This is a genomic window from Saezia sanguinis, assembly GCF_963921665.1.
In the GTDB taxonomy this organism is placed as follows: domain Bacteria; phylum Pseudomonadota; class Gammaproteobacteria; order Burkholderiales; family Burkholderiaceae_C; genus Saezia; species Saezia sanguinis.
The window spans coordinates 365,156-387,940 of the sequence record NZ_CAWUGC010000001.1 but is presented as its reverse complement, the minus strand read 5'-3'; the positions used below and the strand labels follow the sequence as shown (position 1 = coordinate 387,940).

Annotated in this window: 21 protein-coding genes and 1 pseudogene; 19 read left to right on the top strand and 3 right to left on the bottom strand. The window is 49.8% G+C overall.

Features of this window, described 5'->3' with window-relative positions; translation table 11 throughout:
* Position 1 precedes the first annotated feature (1 nt).
* The 10 genes from AACY98_RS01730 (at position 2) to AACY98_RS01685 (ending at position 8,388) form a co-directional block, all read left to right on the top strand.
* A complete protein-coding gene (locus AACY98_RS01730) occupies positions 2-355 on the top strand; it encodes a TIGR03745 family integrating conjugative element membrane protein (protein ID WP_339800762.1) in 354 nt (117 codons plus the stop codon).
* A 4-nt stretch (positions 356-359) separates the two neighbouring features.
* Positions 360-785 (top strand): TIGR03750 family conjugal transfer protein, encoded by a 426-nt coding sequence (locus AACY98_RS01725; RefSeq protein ID WP_339800760.1) that lies wholly within the window; start codon positions 360-362, stop codon positions 783-785.
* Positions 782-1,447: a PFL_4703 family integrating conjugative element protein gene (locus AACY98_RS01720; RefSeq protein WP_339800758.1), complete on the top strand. Its 666-nt coding sequence runs from the start codon at positions 782-784 to the stop codon at positions 1,445-1,447. The genes AACY98_RS01725 and AACY98_RS01720 overlap by 4 nt, the downstream gene beginning before the upstream one ends.
* An 11-nt stretch (positions 1,448-1,458) precedes the next feature.
* The gene (locus tag AACY98_RS01715) at positions 1,459-2,346 is read left to right on the top strand and encodes a TIGR03749 family integrating conjugative element protein (protein ID WP_339800755.1); all 888 of its coding nucleotides are present in this window, start codon (positions 1,459-1,461) and stop codon (positions 2,344-2,346) included.
* Complete coding sequence (locus tag AACY98_RS01710) at positions 2,336-3,787, top strand: TIGR03752 family integrating conjugative element protein (RefSeq protein ID WP_339800752.1); 1,452 nt, start codon at positions 2,336-2,338, stop codon at positions 3,785-3,787. The genes AACY98_RS01715 and AACY98_RS01710 overlap by 11 nt, the downstream gene beginning before the upstream one ends.
* Positions 3,768-4,202, top strand: coding sequence for a TIGR03751 family conjugal transfer lipoprotein (locus AACY98_RS01705; RefSeq protein WP_339800750.1), 435 nt, complete (start codon positions 3,768-3,770; stop codon positions 4,200-4,202). The genes AACY98_RS01710 and AACY98_RS01705 overlap by 20 nt, the downstream gene beginning before the upstream one ends.
* Positions 4,202-7,114, top strand: a complete 2,913-nt coding sequence (locus AACY98_RS01700; RefSeq protein WP_339800747.1) for a conjugative transfer ATPase — start codon at positions 4,202-4,204, stop codon at positions 7,112-7,114. Before AACY98_RS01705 ends, AACY98_RS01700 begins: the two co-directional genes overlap by 1 nt.
* Before the next feature lie 286 nt (positions 7,115-7,400).
* Complete coding sequence (locus tag AACY98_RS01695) at positions 7,401-7,739, top strand: hypothetical protein (protein WP_339800744.1); 339 nt, start codon at positions 7,401-7,403, stop codon at positions 7,737-7,739.
* 91 nt (positions 7,740-7,830) lie between these two features.
* A complete protein-coding gene (locus tag AACY98_RS01690) occupies positions 7,831-8,145 on the top strand; it encodes a hypothetical protein (protein WP_339800741.1) in 315 nt (104 codons plus the stop codon).
* A gap of 21 nt (positions 8,146-8,166) precedes the next feature.
* Complete coding sequence (locus AACY98_RS01685; RefSeq protein ID WP_339800738.1) at positions 8,167-8,388, top strand: hypothetical protein; 222 nt, start codon at positions 8,167-8,169, stop codon at positions 8,386-8,388.
* Between the two features lie 56 nt (positions 8,389-8,444).
* Here AACY98_RS01685 and AACY98_RS01680 read toward each other — a convergent pair whose 3' ends face one another.
* Complete coding sequence (locus AACY98_RS01680) at positions 8,445-9,353, bottom strand: OST-HTH/LOTUS domain-containing protein (protein WP_339800735.1); 909 nt, start codon at positions 9,351-9,353, stop codon at positions 8,445-8,447.
* Between the two features lie 113 nt (positions 9,354-9,466).
* Between AACY98_RS01680 and AACY98_RS01675 the strand changes: the two genes are divergently transcribed.
* Genes AACY98_RS01675 through AACY98_RS01655 form a run of 5 tightly spaced genes read left to right on the top strand, consistent with a single transcriptional unit; the run spans position 9,467 to position 14,123 of the window.
* On the top strand, positions 9,467-9,871 hold the full coding sequence (locus AACY98_RS01675; RefSeq protein WP_339800733.1) for a TIGR03757 family integrating conjugative element protein: 405 nt from the start codon (positions 9,467-9,469) through the stop codon (positions 9,869-9,871).
* Positions 9,868-10,803, top strand: coding sequence for a TIGR03756 family integrating conjugative element protein (locus AACY98_RS01670; protein ID WP_339800730.1), 936 nt, complete (start codon positions 9,868-9,870; stop codon positions 10,801-10,803). Before AACY98_RS01675 ends, AACY98_RS01670 begins: the two co-directional genes overlap by 4 nt.
* Positions 10,804-10,815: 12 nt before the next feature.
* Complete coding sequence (locus tag AACY98_RS01665) at positions 10,816-12,237, top strand: integrating conjugative element protein (RefSeq protein WP_339800727.1); 1,422 nt, start codon at positions 10,816-10,818, stop codon at positions 12,235-12,237.
* Entirely contained in the window at positions 12,234-12,572 is a 339-nt protein-coding gene (locus AACY98_RS01660; RefSeq protein ID WP_339800725.1) for a hypothetical protein, read from the top strand. Before AACY98_RS01665 ends, AACY98_RS01660 begins: the two co-directional genes overlap by 4 nt.
* Before the next feature lie 9 nt (positions 12,573-12,581).
* Positions 12,582-14,123: a conjugal transfer protein TraG N-terminal domain-containing protein gene (locus tag AACY98_RS01655; protein ID WP_339800722.1), complete on the top strand. Its 1,542-nt coding sequence runs from the start codon at positions 12,582-12,584 to the stop codon at positions 14,121-14,123.
* 17 nt (positions 14,124-14,140) lie between these two features.
* Here the strand turns inward: AACY98_RS01655 and AACY98_RS01650 are convergent, their stop codons facing one another.
* The gene (locus tag AACY98_RS01650; protein WP_339800719.1) at positions 14,141-14,548 is read right to left on the bottom strand and encodes a DUF3742 family protein; all 408 of its coding nucleotides are present in this window, start codon (positions 14,546-14,548) and stop codon (positions 14,141-14,143) included.
* A gap of 241 nt (positions 14,549-14,789) precedes the next feature.
* Here AACY98_RS01650 and mobH point away from each other — a divergent pair, with 241 nt between their 5' ends.
* Positions 14,790-16,619, top strand: coding sequence for a MobH family relaxase (gene mobH, locus AACY98_RS01645; RefSeq protein ID WP_339800716.1), 1,830 nt, complete (start codon positions 14,790-14,792; stop codon positions 16,617-16,619).
* Positions 16,620-16,688: 69 nt separating this feature from the next.
* Here the strand turns inward: mobH and AACY98_RS01640 are convergent.
* Positions 16,689-17,587, bottom strand: a pseudogene (locus AACY98_RS01640) (integrase core domain-containing protein); the annotation flags it as partial.
* Between the two features lie 298 nt (positions 17,588-17,885).
* On the opposite strand from AACY98_RS01640, the gene AACY98_RS01635 reads away from it, so the two are divergent.
* The 3 genes from AACY98_RS01635 to AACY98_RS01625 all read left to right on the top strand — a co-directional run bounded on the left by AACY98_RS01635 (position 17,886) and on the right by AACY98_RS01625 (position 22,776).
* Complete coding sequence (locus AACY98_RS01635; protein WP_339800713.1) at positions 17,886-18,080, top strand: helix-turn-helix domain-containing protein; 195 nt, start codon at positions 17,886-17,888, stop codon at positions 18,078-18,080.
* Positions 18,081-18,145: 65 nt separating this feature from the next.
* Entirely contained in the window at positions 18,146-21,031 is a 2,886-nt protein-coding gene (locus tag AACY98_RS01630; protein WP_339800711.1) for an SNF2-related protein, read from the top strand.
* Positions 21,031-22,776 carry an AIPR family protein gene (locus AACY98_RS01625; RefSeq protein WP_339800709.1) on the top strand — a complete coding sequence of 582 codons (1,746 nt, stop codon included), beginning with the start codon at positions 21,031-21,033 and terminating at the stop codon, positions 22,774-22,776. Before AACY98_RS01630 ends, AACY98_RS01625 begins: the two co-directional genes overlap by 1 nt.
* The last annotated feature ends 9 nt before the right edge of the window (positions 22,777-22,785 follow it).

Genomic DNA, 22,785 nt, shown 5'->3' with positions numbered 1-22,785 from the left:
AATGACAAAACCATCCTTTATTAAACGACTGTTTCCCGCCGCTGCAATCACAGCACTTGCTCCACAACTGACTTTTGCCCAGGGCAGAATGCCCACAATTGAAGACCCGAGCCGAGGTACAGGAAGCGGTATTCTCACAACACTGCAAAACTACGGCTACGACATCATTATGCTAATTGCACTGGTCGTCATTGCCAGCATTTTTGTGGGAGTGTGCTATCACGCCTATATTTGTTATAGCGAAATCCAGACCGGCAAAAAAACCTGGGGCCAGTTTGGTCTTACGGTTGCCATTGGTGCCATGCTGCTGGTACTCGGTATCTGGTTGCTGACACAGGCCACAGAAATTCTTTGATCCAATGAGCAACGGTCAAAATAGCCTGCAAACACTCTCAGACGGTACTGTTAATTTTCTCCCACACCGGTTGAACCGTCAGCCAGTAGTGGTACGGGGTCTGACTGCGGATGAATTATGGATTACGGTTGGCATTACGGGCATCGGTGGACTGCTGGCGGGAATTCCATTAGGCATTGTGACCAGTCAGATCGGCATGGTGCCCACTTCCATCCTCATCTGTATTGCACTTGGCATCTTTGTTGGCGGCTCAATATTACGCAGACAAAAACGGGGACGGCCTGATACCTGGCTGTACCGGCAACTCCAATGGCAAATCCGCGTCCGTTATCCAATGATCTCCGACATGCTCGGTGGTTCCCATCTGATTACACGCTCCGGTCGTTGGACAACCCGGCGAATCCTCAAAAGAAAGGAGAACGGTCAATGAGCCGTTTTAGAAATGAGGTCGCGCACCTCAAATCTCATGTCAAGACTTTGCGCTTTCTGGCTTTGGCGCTTTTCCTGTTGGCTCTGGCCATGGGGGCAGGTTGGTGGAGTGCTCCCAAAAACCTGATGATCCATGTCCCGCCTGATCTGCGCTCGGGATCAACTCGAAAATGGTGGGAGATCCCACCCGAGTCTGTCTATGCCTTTACTTTTTATGTGTTCCAGCAGATCAACCGCTGGCCTACAGATGGCGAAACTGATTACGCCAGAAACATTCACGCTTACTCACCCTATCTCACACCGAGCTGCAACGCATTTTTGCAGCGTGATTACACCTTAAAACGCGATAGTAGCGAACTGCGGCGACGTGTACGTGGCATTTACGAGATACCTGGTCGGGGTTATGGGGATGATCCAACTGCCCGCGTCAAAATCCTCTCTGAGAGCGACTGGATTGTGACGCTCGATATCGCAGCAGATGAATACTACGGCACCGAACAGGTTAAACGCGCCCTGGTGAGATACCGCATCAAAGTCACTCGCTCGGATATCGATCCCGAGAAAAATCCTTTTGGCCTGGTGCTCGATTGTTACAGCGAGACACCTCAGCGCATTGAAATCCCCGAATCTGCTCCTGTTGCTACAGGTTTCTCCAACCGATGAAAGGCACCATCATGAAATTATTTAAATGCCTTATTCCATTTTTCCTCCTCTGTCTGGCAATACCTGCCAAGGCGGTACTGCTGATGTCCTGGGAGCGTCTGCCACTGGCCATTTCACTGGTCGTAGGTCAGGAACGTGTGATTTTTGTAGATCGAAACGTGCGCGTGGGTATCCCGGGATCAATTGCCAATAAACTGCGTGTACAAACGACCAACGGCACGGTTTATCTTTTAGCAAGAGAGTCAATCGACCCGGTACGTTTGCAACTGCAGGATGCCGAAACGGGGGAGTTGATCCTGATCGACATTGCTGCAACCCCGGCAGTTGAAGGTGACACACCATTAGAGCCGGTACGCATTATCGAAGGTGAAAATCCCCCTCGTCGTTATGGCACACCTGCGGTTACAACGCAGTCACAAAACCCGACAACAGCCACCAACACCCCCCGGCGCGAAACCCCTGTACCGGTCATTCTGACAAGGTACGCTGCACAATCCCTTTATGCGCCACTGCGCACGGTGGAGCCTGTTCAGGGCATTACCCGCGTGAATCTGAGACACAATTTTGATCTTTCCATGCTTTTGCCAACCTTGCCTGTGGCTGCCACACCGATGGCAGCCTGGCGGCTGGAAGATTTTTGGGTAACAGCGGTCAAACTGCAAAACACATCCAATACGGCTATACCGCTCGATCCGCGTTTGCTTCAGGGAGATTTCATCGCAGCCACTTTCCAGCACCCTGACCTCGGTCCTGCTGGACACGCCACAGACACTACAGTGGTTTACCTGGTAACACACAAACACGGTCTTGCCCAATCGCTGTTACCAGCTCTCAGCAGGATTGATGCCTCAATCAATGTGCCCTTCACATCTGTACAGGGAGGTCCCCATGAAAAGTAACGGACTGCTGAAATGGCTGCTGATTCCTGTGGTGCTGTTGGTACTTTTCATTGGTATCAAGCTGGTATCAGGAAATAAGGCAAACACAGGCTCATACGACGAAACCCCGAAACTCACAGCTGAAGAAATGAAGGCGCTCGGGATTGAGGGCGACACCCCACGCGATACGGTAGCGACTCTGGTTGGCCAGGTCAAACAAATGCGCTTTGAACTTCAAAATACCCTGAAGGAAAACACCCAGCAAAAAACCGAGATCGACCGCCTGCGTCAGCGTGAGCGCGATATTGAACAGCGTATCCAAAATACCCTGGATGATGAAAAAAACCGGCTTCGCCAGGAACGCAATGAAACTGCCAGCAATCAGCAGCAAACCCGCAGCATGATCGAGGACTTGCAGCGCCGCTTGGAAAATATCGGCAAAACATCTGCCCAACCAGATATTGCAAACCTTCCTAACCTTCCGATTGGCCTGGGACTGGAGCCGCAAGAGCAAGTACAAAATGACCAGGTTATCTGGATTGAACCCCAGGATGCAATCCAGCAGGACACTCGCAGCAACAAACCGACGATAAGTTTTCCCACGAGTTTTAGAAAATCCGATGAGCCCGAGTCCCTGTATGCCGGTGAAAAAATACGCCATGAACCGTATGGAGAAAATAGCGGCAAAACCAACCCCCGACCTGTATATACGGTTCCGGCTAATGCCACACTGATGGGGTCGGTTGCCATGACCGCACTGATCGGGCGTATTCCGGTCGATGGTACGGTCACAGACCCCTACCCCTTTAAAGTGCTGGTTGGTCCGGACAATCTGACTGCGAATGGCATCGAGATTCCTGATGTTGCCGGTGCTGTGATGAGTGGCAACGCCAGTGGTGACTGGACCCTCTCGTGCGTTAGAGGTCAGATTCACTCAATCACCTTCGTATTCAACGATGGCACGATTCGTACCATACCACCTTCAACCGGCAACAGCCGCTCCAACAGCCGTAATTCCACCAACGGCGCAGGGCTGACAGGACTTACAGGGGGGTTGGGCTGGATTTCTGATCCTTACGGCATTCCATGCGTAAGCGGTGAGCGCAAATCCAACGCACAGCAATACTTGAGCACACAAGCGCTGATTACAGCAGCTGGTGCAGGGGCTGCCTCCCTGATCAAAGATGAAGACGGCAGCTTCAACTACGCCAACTCCGATGGCACCGTTGGAACAGTGGGCATCTCCAGCAATCAGGCTGCAGGCCAAATTCTAATGGGTGGGGTACGAGACATGTCACGCTGGGTGAATAAACTGTATGGCGAGGCATTTGCCGCCATTTACGTGCAGCCCGGCGCACAGGTTGCAGTACATATCGACGAGCAGATCACCATTGATTTTGACGAAACAGGCCGCAAGGTCGACCATACTTTAGGGGGAAGTCATGTCCATGACCTCGATTAAACGAACCTTGATTTTAATAGTTTTGGCCACATGGCTGGCCGGGTGTTCCACGACCAAAGACGCTATGCTCACTCATGGCGACAAAACAATGATGGATGTTTGGGAGGTGGGAACCGGTGGATCTGCCGGGAGTCAGCAATCCCGCCAGTTGATGGATGCACGCCAGAGTTTGCGTCGCCCATTGTCAAACGCTGATATTGGGCAAACTCCGGTCATGCAGGCCACATATACGAGAACAGCAGTAAATGAAATTTATAGCCAGTTTCAACGTCTGCCCAACCCTGACATGGTCATGTACATATTTCCGCATCTGGCAGGAACTGATCCTGTGCCGGTACCAGGCTATACCACCGTATTTCCGCTGTACCAGCGCGTGCAGTATGCGATGCCCGGTGAGAGAGTTGAGGATTATTAATGGGCATATTCGACCGTATTTTTAAACGTAATACCAAGAGCCCAACAGCAGATTTAAACCATGATGCCTGGCAAAGCCATGTTAAAAACCTCAAAGCCAATGGTATTCCTGAACCTGGTGCGGCTGCACAGAAAAAACCGGCAACAAAACCGGTAACAGTAGCTGATGAGCAAGCCCTGTACCATGTGGGACCTTCTTTTACTGATCTGTTGCCCTGGGTGGAATACCTCAGCAAGTCGCAATCCATGCTGCTCGATGACGGGCAGTCTGTAGCAGCGTTTTATGAGCTACTGCCCATTGGCACCGAAGGCCGGGAGGCAAATTGGCTCCAGCATGTGCGTGACGCACTGGAAAACGCTTTACAGGACAGTTTTGATGAGCATGAAACAAATCCATGGGTCATTCAGCTTTATGCTCAGGATGAAACAAGCTGGGACAAATACCTCGACACCCTTGAAAACTATATCCATCCCCGTGCCAGGGGAGCGCAGTTCAGCGAGTTTTATCTCAGGCATTTCCGGCACCATTTGCAATCAGTTTCAAAGCCAGGCGGGTTATTTACGGATAACGCCGTTACCCGTTTACCCTGGAGAGGCCAGACCCGGTGCGTGCGGCTGGTGGTGTATCGTCGAGTGGCTGGCGCGGTTTCGCGCCGGGATATGTCCCCGGAGCAGGCACTGAATATCGCTTGCGAACGGCTCACGGGCGGACTTGCCAATGCAGGGGTCAAGGCCACTCGGATGGGTGTGCGTGACATTCACGACTGGTTATTACGGTGGTTCAACCCGCATCCGAGCATGCTGGGGGGTCATATCAATGACCGCGAACGCTTTTACCGGCTGGCATCCTACCCGCAGGAAAACGAGCCCGGTGAAATTGAGCTGGCTTGCGGGACAGATTTCTCACAACGTCTGTTTTTTGAACAACCCCGCTCAGACACTGAAACAGGCCAATGGTATTTCAATAACTGGCCTCACCGGGTGCTGGTGCTGGATCGTCTGCGTAATCCTCCAAAGATCGGCCACATTACCGGCGAGACCTCCAAAGGGGGGGATGCCATTAATGCGCTGATGGATCAGATGCCCGAAGATACGCTGATGGTGCTCACCATCGTGATCACTCCACAGGACACCCTGGAGTCCCATTTGAACTATCTGGCGAAAAAATCTGTTGGTGACACACTGGCTTCAGAACAGGCCAGAGCCGACGTCAGACAAGCCCGGTCACTGATTGGCAGTTCACACAAACTCTATCGTGGTTCCATCGCCTTTTATCTGCGTGGTAAAGACCAGGCCGAACTCGATGCACGGGATCTGCAACTATGTAATGTGATGCTCGGTGCGGGATTGCAACCGGTTCGGGATGAAGATGAAGTGGCGCCACTGAATTCCTACCTGCGTTGGTTGCCCTGTGTATTCGATCCCGACCGGGACAAGCGCCACTGGTACAGCCAGTTGATGTTTGCGCAGCACGCCGCCAATTTATCGCCTGTATGGGGCAGAAGCCAGGGTACTGGCCATCCTGGTATTACCTTTTTTAACCGGGGCGGCGGTTTGGTAACATTTGACCCACTCAACCGCAAAGACCGGCAAATGAATGCACATCTGTTTGTCTTTGGGCCAACCGGTTCGGGCAAATCCGCCACCCTCAACAATCTGCTTGCACAAATGGTCGCCATATACCGGCCACGTCTGTTTGTGATCGAAGCAGGCAACAGTTTTGGGTTATTTGGCGATCTTGCCAAAAAAATGGGATTGTCCGTGCATCGGGTACGGTTGGCTCCAGGTTCTGGTGTGTCGCTGGCTCCGTTCATTGATGCGGCCCGGTTGGTTGAAACCCCGGACAAGGTCAAAACCTTGGACGTGGATGCACTCGATGAGGATGCTGCACAGATTGCACAAAAAACTCAAGACGGTAGTCATGACCTCTTTGACGAGCAACGAGACGTATTGGGAGAATTGGAAATTACAGCACGTCTGATGATCACTGGCGGTGAAGAGAAAGAAGAAATGCGTATGACGCGGGCAGACCGCAGTTTGATTCGCCAATGCATTCTGGATGCTGCCCAAAAGTGTGCAAAACACGACCGTATGGTGTTGACGCAAGATATTCGTGATGCGCTGAAAACCCGCGCTAAAGACACCGGTTTGCCAGAATCCCGCCAATCCAGGTTACTGGAGATGGCTGACGCTCTTGCTTTGTTTTGTCAAGGTATTGATGCAGACATGTTCAACCGACCCGGTACACCCTGGCCGGAAGCAGACATAACGATTGTGGATCTGGCAACATTTGCCCGCGAGGGATATAACGCGCAATTATCCATTGCCTACATATCGCTCATCAATACAGTCAATAACATTGCCGAGCGTGACCAGATGCTGGGTCGCCCGATCATCAACGTCACCGACGAAGGGCATGTGATTACCAAAAATCCGCTGCTTTCACCCTACATTGTCAAAATTACAAAAATGTGGCGTAAGCTGGGCGCGTGGTTCTGGTTAGCCACACAGAATCTGGATGATCTGCCCAAAGCGGCTGAACCGATGTTAAATATGATTGAGTGGTGGGTCTGTCTGAACATGCCACCGGACGAAGTGGAAAAGATCGCCCGTTTTAGAGAGCTCAATGCCGCGCAGAAAACGCTGATGCTCTCTGCCAGAAAAGAGGCCGGGAAATTCACTGAAGGCGTTATTCTTTCCAAATCAATGGAGGTGCTGTTTCGGGCAGTTCCGCCAAGTCTGTTTCTAGCATTGGCTGCAACGGAACCGGAGGAAAAGCATGAGCGCTATCAACTCATGAAGGAGCATGGTATCTCTGAGCTCGAAGCCGCTTTCAAGGTTTCTGAAAGAATAGATGCGTTGCGAGGAATTGAGCCGCTTCAAATTGATCCTGATAAAACCACCGCATCATGATCTTTATGCTGCCAATCGGAATTCCTATTTTATGCCCCCTCCTTTATAAGTAGAGCCAATATTACACAATGTCATGCCGCTTAAGTCGGCAACATGCCCAGGCAGCCCCGATCTTTAAGGCTGCGACACCACGCCAGTGGTGCTGATTCTTAATAGTCCGCTCTTAGCATCCGCTTTGCGGCACGACCGGGAAAACCGGCAGGATGCCTTTTTTAACTAACCCTTCAGGGATGCTCATTTCCCTGAAAGGGAGAGTGCTCCCTGATTTTATTTAAGGAGTATTTTTATGTCCCGTTCTGATTACAGCTTGAGACTGCAGTTGTGGAATGGCAGAAAGAGTAAGCAGGAATTTTCAACGAAGATGGGATACACAGGCCCAACGATCCTCAAGGTTCAAAGTGTTTATCACAAAGGCCCGCGCCAGATTATGGTGGAATTTGAAACACCTGAAGATGCGCAAGCGGCCAGGAAGATCACCGGCTGGAATCTTGCAAACCAGAAAAACTGGTCTGCAGCAACGCTGGAGATATCCTTTGTTGGTACCGATATGGTGTGTCGCAATAAAAATCCACAAGGTATTGTTATCACCGAATATTACGCTCATTGGGAAATCACAATGGAGTAATCCTGACCCATTTTTTTTATTAACCCACAGGGGAAACATTTTTCTCTGATGGGAAAAGATGTTTCTTCTGTTCATTTTTAGGAGATACATCATGCCTCAAAATAATCAGCAAAATCAGTCCAATGATCAAACGCTGAACTACTTTGTGTTTTACAACATCTTTTTTGCACTGGGTCGCTTGACTGCTGTGGTGCGCAATTCTTTAATCGAGCTGTTGACCACAGTAACAACACGAAAGAACAGGTTCAATCCGGTTTGTTGCACACATGACGCTCATTCAGATATATCACCAGCCATGGCGATTCAATATGAAGACTGGCTTGCTGTACTCATCCCTGAACAGGTCAAGTGTTTTAGAGAAAAAAGTTTGGCAATGACATATCACCATGACTTTATTAATCAGTAGGAGAGAATAATGAACAAGCGTATGACCAACGTTGAATTCGTCACCGATTTAATGGAATATTCAAAATACGGTGCAATGGCACAACTATTTGTGATTGAAGCACTGCATCACTATTCAAATAGTGTAGCCAATGCCTCACATGAACAATTTGAAGAATGGAACGGGTTAATCAGTCCACAGGTCTGGCAAGGTGTTGCTCGTGAAATCGCTGAAAAAATTGAAAATCGTCATAAGCAAAAATAATATTGCTATTTACAACGCCCTTTGAAATAAAGGGCGTTTCTTTATCTCATACAAAATCAAGCCCGGCTACGAAAAAAAGTGACTGTCGGCAATCCTGAAGCTATCTGTTCCTTGCGAATATCAAATTCTTGCGACTCATGAAGTACATGACGCCAACTGCTGCATCCATATCGTTGGGGCATATGATAAGGTGCATTCTGGCGAATATATTCAATAGCATATTGAAGCGATGTCCATCCTGCTTTCGCCAGAACAGTTTCAGCTTTTTTCAACTGAGCAACGATTGTGCTTGAAGGCCAAAGAACCCCACCTCCCCCTGGAATAATTCCATGCAGGAGAAAATCCTGAAACTCAGGCGATTGAAAAAAAGCTGCCATCTGTTTATCCGCTTCAATATAGACTTTAGCTATCATACGAAATAACTTATAGAGTTCATCAATTTGCCTATAGCAGTCCTCCAGATAATCATCGGCACGCTGACAACCTGTTTCAGTCCCGATGTCATGTTTTTCAGAAAAATGATGAACTAACCTATTTCGCAGGTCAACGATCCTACCCATTTTTTCCTTAACTTCCTCGTACTCCTCCCCCTCTAACAAAACAGGGCGGTTTATAGAGAGCCAAATCTTATTCTGGCTAAAAGGAATTTCTTCATCTTTATTTAAATGCGACTCAGGCAATGTGGATACCAAGCAGTCGTTAATAAATTCACCTGTTGTCTGTCCAAGCGTTTTTTGGAAATTTTTCTCAATTCGACGTGCCTTGATATCAGGCCATTCATCGATAAACCCCGAAATTTCTTTGTTTGTAATAAATGCCTTTATCAGTCGCTCATATTGCTGGATAAGCAGAATATTTCGTCCGAGTTTGCGCTGGATTTCACGCTGAATTGTATAAAGATGATCTGCATCATTGTCAGCCTCTTCAGAAGCGACATTAAAAGAGTTATCGCACTGCTTCATCATTGACTCGGGGTCTTATTGGAAGAAATCTGCATAAATCAAAATCCGATTCTTGCGCATAAGAATCGCCAGAATCGATTGAAATCGGACCATATTGATCACTATTTCATTCGCTCATGCATAAGTATATCGTTTCATGTATCGCTGCCCTGGCATTGCTTGCCAGTTTTGGTGTTAACGCACAACAAATCCTGGTTTTTACCGACACCCAGCACCCGGTTTTTTCCGTACCAGATCAGACGCATGTCTATGAACTGGATCAGGTAGGGCAAATTGAAGAGTCACTTTTCGATGGCCTGGACACTCACAAGAGCGATCCGGCTGAGCTCGTAAAAGCCAGGCTCACCCCCCAAACACACCATCAGCTGGCTCAAGCCTATCAGGGCATTGTCGATGCCTGGACGCTTGGCATTCAAAAAATCCCCGCTGTTGTCGTAGACCGCCAGTATGTCATTTACGGTGAACCTGATGTGGGAAAGGCCATTTCACGCATTCAGATTTACCAGGAGAAGCATCAATGAACACACTTTTTTCACGGCTGCGCGTAACCATGCTTGCTTTAGCGGCAAGCATCAGCATGTCAGCCCAGGCCCTGACCACCCCCGCCATAGTCACTTCGGCTTTATCCCTTGATTGCCTGGATTACAAAATCGTGGGCATCTGCTACTGGCTACACTGCGACCTTGGTGGATGCAAAGTACGAACGTCTGTCAAAATCCGGCACTACGTTCCTGATGCGGTGGTATCAAGCTACCAGAATACGGGTAAAAATCCCTGGTCAGAAGTTGCCATCATGAGTACCCCCAACACAACCGCCGAAGACGGTGGCAATGGAACAACCAGCGAAAAGCATGAGAATGATTTATCACGCTTCAAAAACGCTGACGTAATCGGTCACCCGGCAAGCGAGGTTTTTAGCGAGTTTGTTGGCGCAATGGGCTACTCCTGCTCCGGCGCTGGCATGCCATTTATACCTTACCTCCTAAGTACCCTGGATACGCTCGCATGGCGCTATTATGTGCCTGAAATGGCCTATCCGGAAGCCTTGGTGCCCGGAATGCGGGAGGTTGGCAGCACAATTGCTGCCAATATGTGGGGCTCCGTTTATCCACGCGGAGGGTTTGTCCATCAGGCTGATGACCACAAAGCTGCTGCCGTCACTGCTCAGCGGGCAGGAGATATCGTCACCCGCAGCGCACAACCCCATGTCTACTACCCCCTTCTTGCTGAGTCCAAGGCTGGTTATTGGCCCGCTGGCGCTTTGGTCGAGGGCAACACCGCAACCGGCAAATGGCAGGAACTCACTCCCTCGATGTCCTCCTCGTGCATGACATTTCCCCGCTCCGGTTTTCTGACACAGGACACCCAGGGCGCTTATGCCTGGACACTCTGGCGACCTTATAGCTGCTGCAAAAAACGCGGTCAGATATTTTTGGGCAGTATTGATTTTTAATGAGGTAAAGGTATGAAAAAACAACTCCCCGCTTTGGCAAAAAAGATCAGCTATCTGCTGGTCGTTAGTGCCATAACACTTTCAACTGTGGTGCATGCTCAAAATCCCAACCAGACCCGGTTGGATGAGAACGGCTTTAATCATGGCGGAGCCATTATAGATGACCATGTTTTGTATAACATTGGCGGCGGCAGAGCCGTATCAATGACCAAAACCGCCAATATGCAGTCTCTGTCGGTTGGCGCTGGCTGGAGCTCCAACCTGATCTGTGGTGATATGTCGATCAGCACCACACTGCAAAACCAACTCAATGGCGTGACCAATGGTTTTCAGAACATCATGAGTAATGTGCTTGAAAACGCTACCTCAGCCGTTGCCTCTCTTCCGGCGCTGATCCTGCAGCGTGCTAATCCTGCCTTGTATAACCTGATCACAAACGGTATTCTCCAGGCTCGAATGGATTTTGACCGCTCCAAGCTGACCTGCCGCTCGATTGCAGAGCGTATGGCCGATGTTGCCGGAGGACAACTGGAGTGGAACCGGCTCTCCGAAGGCATGGCTTTAAAAGCAGCTGTTAATAAAAGCGATGCCGTATCTGCCATAGAAGAAGCCGAATCGGACCGGGGTAATTCCGGCGTGCCGTGGGTAGGCGGCACCAATGCCGGTGGCGCTGGCCAGGAACCGATCAAAATCGTTGGCAGTGTGACCAAAGCGGGTTACAACCTTTTAAGCGGTCGCAGCGTCACTGAATCATCTGCCATTAATCCATCAACCTGCCAAAACAATCTTGTCTGTCAGACATGGTCTTCCCCTGAAGATGCACAGAAATGGGCTGTACGCGTTCTTGGGGAGCAGGAGCAGCGCACCTGCGAAGGCTGCACCAAAACGCAGACAACGCCCGGTGTGGGCCTCACGCCGCTAATACAGGAGGAATATGAAGCCAAGATTGAAGCACTGCAGGCAATGCTCGATGGTTCAAAGCCCACGACTGCAGAAAACCTTGCCGCAGCAGGCAGCAGTTCCCTGCCAATCAGCCGAGGCGTGATTGAGGCGTTGCGCGAAGAGCCTGACCTTGACCTGATGGCAAAGCGCCTGGCTTCCGAAGTGGCCCTTGCCAGCGTGATGGAAAAAGCCTTGCTACTGCAGCGCACGATGCTCACCGGCTCCAAAGAGCCCAATATTGCCGCAAACGAACTGGCGCAAAAATCAATCAGCCGTGAAACTTCCGCACTGGATCAGGAAATCCAGAACCTTAAAACCGAACTGGAGCTGCGCCGGACATTGGCAGGAAATTCGGCCACTGCCATTTTAGAGCGTCAACGCATCCGCGCTGAGGCTTCTCGAGGTATTTATGAAGGCGATCCTGAAACGAATCGGCTCGATACAGTCAATCGTGGCATTGACGGGAGCATTGATGGGAGTACAGCACCATGAGGATTTTACGCAAGGTGTTTAACCGGCGCATTGCACTGACACTGCTCGCTCTCGCCCTGGTAGTGGCCGTTGCTGTTTTAGTCAATGTTGTCGGTATTGAACTCGCCGGTGATATTCCATCGTGGAGCCACTGGCTTAAAAATAACGCCCCTGTCTTTTTTGTTTGGCGCATATTCCTTTATGCCGCAACGGTCTATGGCTGGCTTTGGATGCGAAAGCGTGTATTGCAAAGAGAAGAAACTCTAGATGCCCGTAAGCGCCTTAAGCGCGTTGAGATTTGTGCAGCTGCTTCAATTGTGCTGCTTGAAGTGGCCAACTTCCTGGGGCAAAGTTAAGGGGGAGAAATGACGCTATATACAGGCGATTATTTAGAATATTACCTGACCCTGGTGGCCTGGGTCATTAACAATGGTGTGTGGAACATCCTGGTTGCGTCCGGCATTTTTGCCATTCCCTTTATCGCGATCATTATTCAGGAATGGTTAAAAGCCCGTGGTGAAGGCGTAGACGAGGGTAACAAAGGAGCGCTCTCCGCTATCCGTATCGAAAACCGTGTCTGGGTCGCCATTGTCGTGTTGCTCTTTGCAGGCGTTCCAATGATCACGATTGATCTTTCATCCATCAAATACGATGAGGGTCGAGCCAAGCAATGTCAGGTATCGGTTCCAAAGCCCGAGGAAACGCGCTGGGACACAGTATTTACAACCATCAACAACCAGTCGGCCAAGGTGCCGATATGGTGGTTCTTTGTGCATTCGCTCTCACGCGCAGTGACCGGCGCTTCAGTAGCATCCATCCCCTGCGGCACAGATCTGCGTCAAATGCGTATGGAAATCAACGATATACGGATCAATGACCCTGTGCTGGCTCAGGAGGTCGCGGATTTTACCAATGACTGTTATGCCCCCAGCCGTGCAAAGCTGTTCATGTCGCGCCCTGAATTGAGCAACAAACAGATGAATGATGTCGCCTGGATCGGGTCGCAGTATTTTGTTGGAACACCGGGGTTTTATGACAGTTTCCGCTCCAAGACACCAAGAGAGGCTTGGCCATACGATTCCACACGTGATGCGGGTCTTGCTCAGGTTGCAAGCGGCGGAGGCTATCCGACATGTACCCAGTGGTGGCTTGATAGCAGCAAAGGACTACGGGCACGCTTGATTGCACAGGTCGATCCGAGCCTGATATCACGTTTCGGCCACTGGATCGGATTCTTATCTCAGGATGAAGTCAATGATGAGCTGATCCGGGTCGTTGCCTCACCCCGTCAGCAAAATATGAATCGCGGGGCTGTTTATACCGATTACGGCGGTCAGGTTGGCGGCTCGCTTACCAATGGCGTCACCCGGTGGGGCAGCAATTTGGGGACGGCGGTGACCAGTTTCGGGTATTTCCCGGCCATGGATAACCTTCGACGGTCGCTACCGATGGTGCTCTCTTTTTTAAAAATGGCACTGGTGATTTGTATTCCAATGCTTCTTGTCTTTGGCATTTATGAGCTGAAAAACGTCATCACGGTAACGTGCATTCAATTCGCGCTGTTTTTTGTCGATTTCTGGCTCCAACTGGCGAGGTGGGTTGATTCGACCATACTGGATGCACTCTATGGCGGAGAGTCACCTCACAGCAACCTCAATCCATTGATGGGGTTTGATAACGGAATGAGCGATGCGCTACTCAATTTTGTGATGGGGTCTATGTTTCTGGTGTTACCGGCTCTGTGGATAACATCCCTTAGCTGGGTTGGCATTGCTGCAGGTAATTTTGCCAGTTCATTAAGTAATGGAACCAAGAGCAGTACGGAAGCAGGATCAAAAGCAGGGAGTCTTGCCAGTAAGGCAGGCGGTGAATTCAAAAGCGGTTTTGATGCCGGTTCGAAAAGCTGATAATTAAGCAGGTAAATTTAATCTTTGAACCTAGGGTCACGCTCATCACCAGGATAAAAGTGAGGATCATATCCAGGCTGATTACGGTGATCGTCTTCATCTTCAGGGAAATACGATGGCGATGGTTTTTCTTCCAGAACCTCTCCCAGCCAAGATGGCCAATTAGCCAGGATGAGCACCACCAGGATGATCATGACCAGTATTTGAGCGATTGCCCACAGCAGGGAAACTACACCGGTCGCAAACAACATGGCAACGAGGCCTGTCACCAGCAACAACCGAATGGTTATTATAGTGAGAATCACCGGAACTCTGATTTTTTTGAGCCGCAGCGCAAGGCGGTTTTCAAGACGAAGCCACCCCCGCCAGGCTCTTGCAAGCATGGCACCAATCCGATGAGAGGTTTTAGGGGTGGTTTTGTTCATATCGTCTGCTCTGTTATAACGACTGTATTCATCATTTACGGTTATGTCAACCTGAAATGACACTTTGACTATAAACACTTTGAGTGATTCGTGCCAAATTTTAAATGGAATAAATGGCATAAAAGGCACAAATGGGAATTAAGGGCAATGGATCATTAAGGGCAACGGTCCTACCCCTTTAAACAGCTAAAAAGGGAAAAGGCTTAAAGGGCCATTGGTTGACGAAACGATTGGAATAGAGATGTTTTCAATTCTGCGCAGGAAGCTGCCACTTCAGGCAACCTCTGTTACCCCCTCTGCACTGACAGAGACTACCGGTGATTTTTTACAGCCCATGATCGCCAGTGAGCTTTTGGCCACACCCCGGCGTCAAATGCTCCTCAAGCATATCTGGCAGCGAACCGCCCTCTCCCCTGCTCAGTTCGATTCTCTTTATCAGCGTCCCATTGAACGGTATGTTGCCCTTGTGCAGCAGTTTCCGGCCTCACAAGCCCATCACCATGCCTATCCAGGGGGTATGGTCGATCATGGGTTGGAAATCGTCGCCTACGCCTTAAAACTGCGCCAGTCGCATCTTCTCCCAGCCGGTTCTTCGTCCGAGACGCAAACAGCACAGGCCGAAGCCTGGACCGCCGCTGCAGCGTATGCCGCACTGTTGCACGATATTGGCAAGATCGCTGTCGATATCGATGTCGAGACAGCAGATGGTGGTGTCTGGCATCCGTGGCACGGGCCGCTGACACGCCCTTACCGGTTTCGCTATCGGCAAGGACGCGAATACCGGCTGCACAGCGCCGCCGCCGGGCTGCTGTACACCCGTGTGCTGGATCAGGACATTCTGAACTGGCTCAGCGGTTTTTCAGAATTATGGTCAGCGCTCTTGTACGTTTTGGCCGGACAAATGGAACATGCCGGAATTCTTGGTGAACTTGTCACCAAAGCAGATCAGGCTTCAGTGGCGCAGGAGATGGGCGGTGATCCGGTCAAAGCATTAACGGCACCTAAACATGCCCTGCAGCGTAAACTGCTCGATGGCCTGCGCTACCTTATTAAAGAATCACTGAAAATAAATCAACCCGAAGCCTCAGACGGCTGGCTCACTGATGACGGATTATGGCTTGTGAGCAAAACCGTATCGGATAAACTGCGGGCACATTTGCTCTCACAAGGCATCAGCGGTATTCCTGAAAAAAACACAGCAGTATTCGATGTACTTCAAGAGCATGGCATTGCTCAGCCTGCATCCAATGGTAAAGCGATCTGGAAAGTTACCATCAACAGCAAGTCAGGTTGGTCCAATACCCTGACGGTTTTTAAAGTAGTTCCGGCATTGATATGGGAAGCCGGTGATCGGCCTGACCCCTTTGAGGGATCGGTTGTCCCGGTTGACGAAGAATCTATCACAGAGTCAGCGGCATCTCCAGGAGACACACCAGAATCCACTGCCCTAACACAAACTGTTACTTTGATAACACCCCCCACTCAACCGATCAAAGCTGATAGCCTTGACGCAGTGCTGGATCTGCTGGGACCCAATGCATTAAACCAACCTGCACAAATGTTGGCTGAACCTATCACTGCCCCTGCAGCATCCTCCAGAACCGTTCCTGCCAGCAGCAATAAAACAGCGTCTAAATCCGTACAAGCCACCACACTCAGTAATAACGAAATTGATCCAGGTGGAGAACATTTTGTGGCGTGGTTAAAAGAAGCTATTCTTTCCAAAAAACTGATCATCAACGATGCTCAGGCCATGATACATACAGTTGCTGATACTGTTTTTTTAGTCACTCCGAGTTTATTTGTCCGATACGCCCAAGAATTCCCACTGAGCTTAAAACTGGCAAAACTCGATAAATTGACCGATTGGGAGTGGTGTCAAAAGCAGTTTGAACGCCTCAAAATCCATCGAAGGCAGCCCAATGGCTTAAATATCTGGACATGTGTTGTTTCAGGGCCTCGCAAAACCCGAAAACTCCATGGTTATCTGCTGGCCAGCCCCGAACTGATCATGCCTGATATTCCTTTTAACAACCCCTACTTGTCGTTATTGGGAAACGAAAAAGATTAAATATTATTTAATCCGTACTAGCTCAGATCAGATGAAACAATCACCAGTTTTTTGATGGTATCTGTCAGTCTAGATCTGGCTCAGGTTTTTCTCCGGCCAGATCCGCTTGCCGCTAAGCAAAGCCTGCATAGGCGTTCTCCCGCAACAGACTTTTCCTTGATGAACTCTTTCATTATTATAGAATTCCAGCCAGACATCAAGATTTTGCTGGAGTTCATCTAATGATATGTAAAGTTTCTTTCTGAAGGTGATCTGATAAAACTCCCGCAAGATAGTCTTATGGAATCGTTCACATATCCCATTGGTTTGAGGCGACAGGGCTTTAGTCCTAATGTGATCAATGTCGTTAACTGCAAGGTAAAACTGATAATTGTAGCGCTCAACAACCCCGCAATACCCCGCTCCTGTGTCAGTGAGTATGCGCAGCATAGGCAACCCATGTGCTGCATAAAAAGGCAATACCTTACCATTAAGTAAATCAGCTGCTGTAGTAGGTGTTTTACTTGTGTAAAGCTTACAGTGTACAACCTTGGAGTAGATATCAAAAATGTTTGCTGGTAAATTCGGCCTACGCCTTTAAGATTACCCACATAAAACGTATCTTGCGAACCCAAATAACCGGGATGTGCGGTTTCAATCTCCCCGCAAACTTCATCATCATGTTTTTTCTTCTCCAATGCAGCTATTTGTGTATCATTAAGAATAATACATTCTTGGGCAACTTTATCTTCTAAGGCCTCAAGCCGTTTCTTAAAGTTCTCCAGCTTATGGCGTAATCAAATTGAGCGTACTCCACCGCCAGAGACAAAGATACCTTGTTTGCGTAGTTCATTACTGGTTCGATGCTGACCATATGCCGGATAGTCAATAGCATAAGCTACAACCGCTTGTTCTGTTTGTTCGTCAACCCGGTTCTTGAAATTAGGAACGCACCGATTTGGGTTGATCAAGGAGTCTACATCTCCTTGATCGACTACTGTATCATTTCGTCTAAACTAATCCACTTTAGGGATAAGGCCTTTATCCCTTAAAAGCACATTCCCTTATTCCCTTTAAATTTTTGCCTCACATAGTTACATACACTACTCCAATCGCATTCTCAACCTTTTTGCCATGACGCCGCTTCTCTGCGAGCTGCATGGTTGCCGATTCTTCTTTCATCTCAATTAATGAATGAATCCTCAATCTAGTCAATGTACTTTATATATGGGAAAATCGGCAGTTATTGGCAACTTTAAGCCCATATCGGCAAAGGCAAGACGATAAATGAACACTGATGATGAGATCATGACTCTAGACGAAGTTACCTTGTACCTCAAGGCAGGGAAGCGGACAGTTTATCGTTTGATCCAAGAGGGTAAGATTCCAGCCTTTAAGTTGGGAGGCACGTGGCGCTTTCGACGTTTGGATTTGGAATGCTGGATTGCTGAAAGCACTAACAAACAGAAACCGGAGGCATGAGTGAGCATTTTTCACACCAACTTCTGCATCAGATTCCGGAGAGGGCAAATGGAGGATCACCGTAAATGAAGCAGCAGCTTCTGACGCCGCATCAGAGCCAGTACATCGCTTGGCTTTTGACTCGTCGCGCGGCTGGCGATACAGTTGAATCATTAGCATCGACGCTGGTTGACTCTCAAGTTGATCTGAACCCTCATCAAGTCGAAGCGGCGCTCTTTGCCTGCCGCAATCCCCTCTCGCGTGGTGTAATCCTTGCTGATGAGGTTGGCTTAGGTAAAACTATCGAAGCTGGCCTTGTCATTTCCCAACGTTGGGCTGAGCGCCGTCGTCGCATCCTAATTATCGTCCCGGCTAATTTGCGCAAGCAGTGGCATCAAGAGTTGCAGGATAAGTTCGGCCTGCAGGGGCTAATTCTCGAAACTAAAAGCTACAACATAATCCGCAAGCAGGAGCAGCAAAACCCTTTCCTGTTGGAGTCCGGCCCAATCATCTGCTCCTACCAGTTCGCCAAGGTCAAAGCCAACGACATCAAGGGCATCGCTTGGGATCTTGTCGTACTCGACGAAGCGCATCGGCTGCGCAACGTTTACAAAACCAGTAATGTCATCGCCAAAACACTCAAAGAAGCAATGGCGCATGTCCATTCCAAAGTCCTGCTTACAGCCACACCTCTTCAGAACTCACTGCTGGAACTGTATGGCCTTGTCAGTATCATCGATGACCGCGTCTTTGGCGATCTGGACAGTTTCCGCTCACAGTTCACCGGTAGAGGGCAATCATTCGATAGTTTGCGCGAACGACTTTCCGCTGTTTGCAAACGTACTTTACGCAGACAGGTGCAGCCCTACGTATCCTACACAGCACGCAAGGCCATTGTGCAGGAGTTTACACCGTCCGTCGAAGAGCAAGAGCTGTCTAGTCTCGTCGCAGATTACTTGCGGCGCCCCAATCTTCAGGCGCTTCCGCAAAGCCAACGCCAATTGATTTCGCTCGTGTTGTGGAAGTTGCTTGCTTCCAGCACTCACGCTATTGCTGGCGCACTAGAGACAATGACAAAGCGTCTGCAAAGCAAGCTTGATGAATCGCTGGTGGTCGACTTGACAGAGGAACTGGATGAAGATTACGAGTCGCTTGACGAAACTGCGGAAGAATTTGTTGATAGCAACAGCGGCCAAACAACCGATACTGCGGTGTTGAATCAAAGAGAGCGAGAGGCCATTTCCAGCGAGATGGAGGAACTGCTTCACTTCAAGACTTTGGCCACCAGTATCCGCGACAACACCAAGGGGACAGCACTGCTCACTGCCCTCGACCGCGCCTTTGCCGAGTTGGATCGATTAGGCGCGGCTAGGAAAGCCATCATCTTCACCGAATCCAAGCGTACGCAGGACTATCTGCTTAGACTACTGGAAAATACGTCTTATGGAGATGGCATTGTCCTCTACAACGGTACCAACAGCGATGTACGTGCACAGGTTATCTATAAGGATTGGCTTAAACGCCACGAAGGCACCGACCGAATTACCGACTCAAAGGCTGCTGACACACGTGCTGCGCTGGTTGAGCACTTCAAGGAACGCGGCACAGTTATGATCGCTACCGAGGCCGGAGCTGAGGGCATCAATCTGCAATTCTGCTCCTTGGTCATCAACTATGACCTACCTTGGAATCCGCAACGTATCGAACAACGCATTGGACGCTGCCATCGTTACGGACAGAAGTTTGATGTGGTGGTAGTGAATTTCGTTGATCGCAGTAACGAGGCCGATGCACGCGTATATGAGTTGCTGGCGAAGAAATTTCAGCTCTTTGAAGGTGTATTTGGAGCCAGCGATGAAGTGCTGGGGGTGATTGGCTCTGGCGTGGACTTTGAGCGCCGCATCGCCGAAATCTATCAGAACTGCCGCGAGCCTGCCGAGATCAAGGCTAGCTTCGAGCAGCTTCAGCTCGACCTTTCCAGCGAGATCAACGAGGCGATGGTCAAAACACGCCAGATCCTGTTGGAAAACTTCGACGAAGAAGTGCAAGAAAAGTTGCGCATCCGTGCCAAAGACAGCCGCAACACCCGCAGTAAATATGAACGCATGCTGATGGATTTGACCAGAGCTGAACTGAGCGACTGTGCCGAGTTTGACGACGATGGTTTCAACCTTCATCGTGCTCCGGTGGCTATCGCTAGCAATGGCCCTAGGGATATTGAATCGGGGCGCTACGAACTACCACGCCGCAGTGGTAACGCATACCTTTATCGGGTCAGTCATCCATTGGCGCTATGGGTTACCAATCAGGCAAAAAACCGACAACTGACAACAGCCAAGCTGGTGTTTGACTACGATGCTTACGGAGGGCGCGTCAGTACGCTGGAAGCTTATCGCGGAAAGAGTGGATGGCTCACACTGAAACTGATTGAAGTGGAAGCCCTAGGCAGTCAAGAGCAGCACCTGCTGGTGGCAGCCATCACGCACGACGGCATTGCGCTGGCCGAAGAAGATCCGGAAAAGCTGTTGCGCTTGCCCGCCACCTCTCAGGAACTAGGTCTGTTCAATGCTGTGGATACCGCGCTGCTGACTGATGTGGAGATGCGTAAGTTCACTCTGCTGCACGACATCAATCTGCGTAATCTTGGCTATTTCGAGCAGGAAGTTCAGAAGTTAGATGCGTGGGCAGACGATTTGAAGTTAGGCCTTGAGCAAGAAATTAAGGAGATCGACCGCGAGATCAAGGAAGTGCGTCGCACGGCGGCAATGTCGCCTACTCTGGAAGAGAAATTGTCGTGGCAGAAAAAACAGCGTGAACTGGAAGGTAAACGCACCAAGCTGCGCCGTGAGCTATTCAATCGACAGGATGAAGTCGAGGCCCAGCGTAATGACTTAATCAGTCAGTTGGAGATTCAGCTTCAACAGCAGGTGGCCGAACGAACGCTGTTCACCATTGAATGGGAGTTGGTGTAATGGCGACAAACATTGCAAGACCACTTGAGCTGGATTTGTTGTGTCAAAAGCTTGACAACGACTACTCAACCTTGATCGTCAGGAGTGGCACGGACGACGACGCCAAACGAAGAAATTTTCTCACTAAAGCGGTTGCAGCATTCGTACTGCACGAAGCTGCCGGTGCATCAATGGCAGATGCCGTTGCCGCCAGCATTGATGGCGGGGCTGATCACGGTGTTGATTCCGTCTTTATTGCCGCCGACTACACTATCTGGCTTGTGCAATCCAAATACATCGACTCTGGCATGGGCGAACCTGTGCTCGGTGATGTATCCAAGTTTCGTGATGGTGTAGCCGACTTGCTGCATGGCAATATGGATCGTTTCAACAATACATTGCAAAACCGTCAGGCTGCTCTCGCGAGTGCACTAAACAATGAGGTCTGCAAAGTCGAAGTGGTGCTGGCTCATACCGGCGGAGCTATCCACGATGATCGCAGGCATATCTTTGGTGACTTGGAGCGCAGTTTCAATGGCACAACTCCGGGCTTCATCCGCTGTCGTGCTTTCGGTCTTACCACGTTGCACGATCTGCATTTGGACGGTATATCTGCAGATCCAATCGATGCTGAAGTCGAACTGAAGGATTTTGGCTGTGCAAATACACCTTATCGCGCATTCTATGGACGCATGGATGTCAAGTACCTTGTTGAGCTATGGAACGAATATAAAGAGCAGCTTGTTGACCGCAATATTCGACGCTTTAAGGGAGCAACAGCGGTCAACGTGGGGTTGAGCAAAACGCTGAAGACAGAAGCCGAGCACTTCTTTTACTTTAACAACGGCGTTACCTTTCTGTGCCGGGCGATTATTGAGCAACACCCGCGCGATGCCAATCGGCAGAAAGGTAAGTTCCGAGTCCTCGGCATGTCTATTATCAATGGCGCACAGACGGTGGGTGCAATTGCACAGGAACCGGTCACACATTATGACGAACATCCAGCAGAAGTGTTGGTCACTTTTGTCTGCCTCGAAAACGCACCAGACGACTTTGGCGACCGTGTCACGCAATCACGCAACCGGCAAAATGCCGTTGATTTGGAAGACTTCGCTGCGCTTGATGAACGTCAGTGCAACTGGCAAAACACCTTGCGCATGGCAAATATTGCCTATCTCGTCAAACAGGGCGAGGACGATCCGCTGCCTTCAGACACCTGTTTCAGTGCACGTGAACTCGCACCATACCTCGCATGTACTATCACGACCGACAACTGGTCAGACTATGTCGTAGCCGCCAAGGCTGACAAAAAAAAATTGTTTGGGCGTGAAGGTTTTGTCTCTGCCAAAGATCCCTTGCGTCAAGCCTATGGAATTTTGTTCGCAGATTCACTTACAGCAAGGCGGATATGGCGCATCGTCCAGATAAGCCGTATCGTACTCGGCGCGGTGAAGGGACGATCGGCTGAACCCGACCCTGCTAACCAACTCCCCGGCACGCTTCCGGCCAGAGAAATTCTGGCTCATGCGGTGTGGCTGATTTTGCATGTTGTTTTTATTCGGCAGAAAGCGATCCTAGATGGTGCAGAGCTTGCTCTAACTGACGCCGAAAAGCAGATCTTGTCACGCGAAGTGGATCTGCTGGCGGACAGGCTTGTGGCTGTCATACAGGCCACACAGAATTGGGGCAAACAGGCACGCGCCTTGTTTGAAAACAAGACTGACTGCCGAACCGTGAAGGCAAGCCTGATGGCTGCCCTCGCGTAACAAAATCAA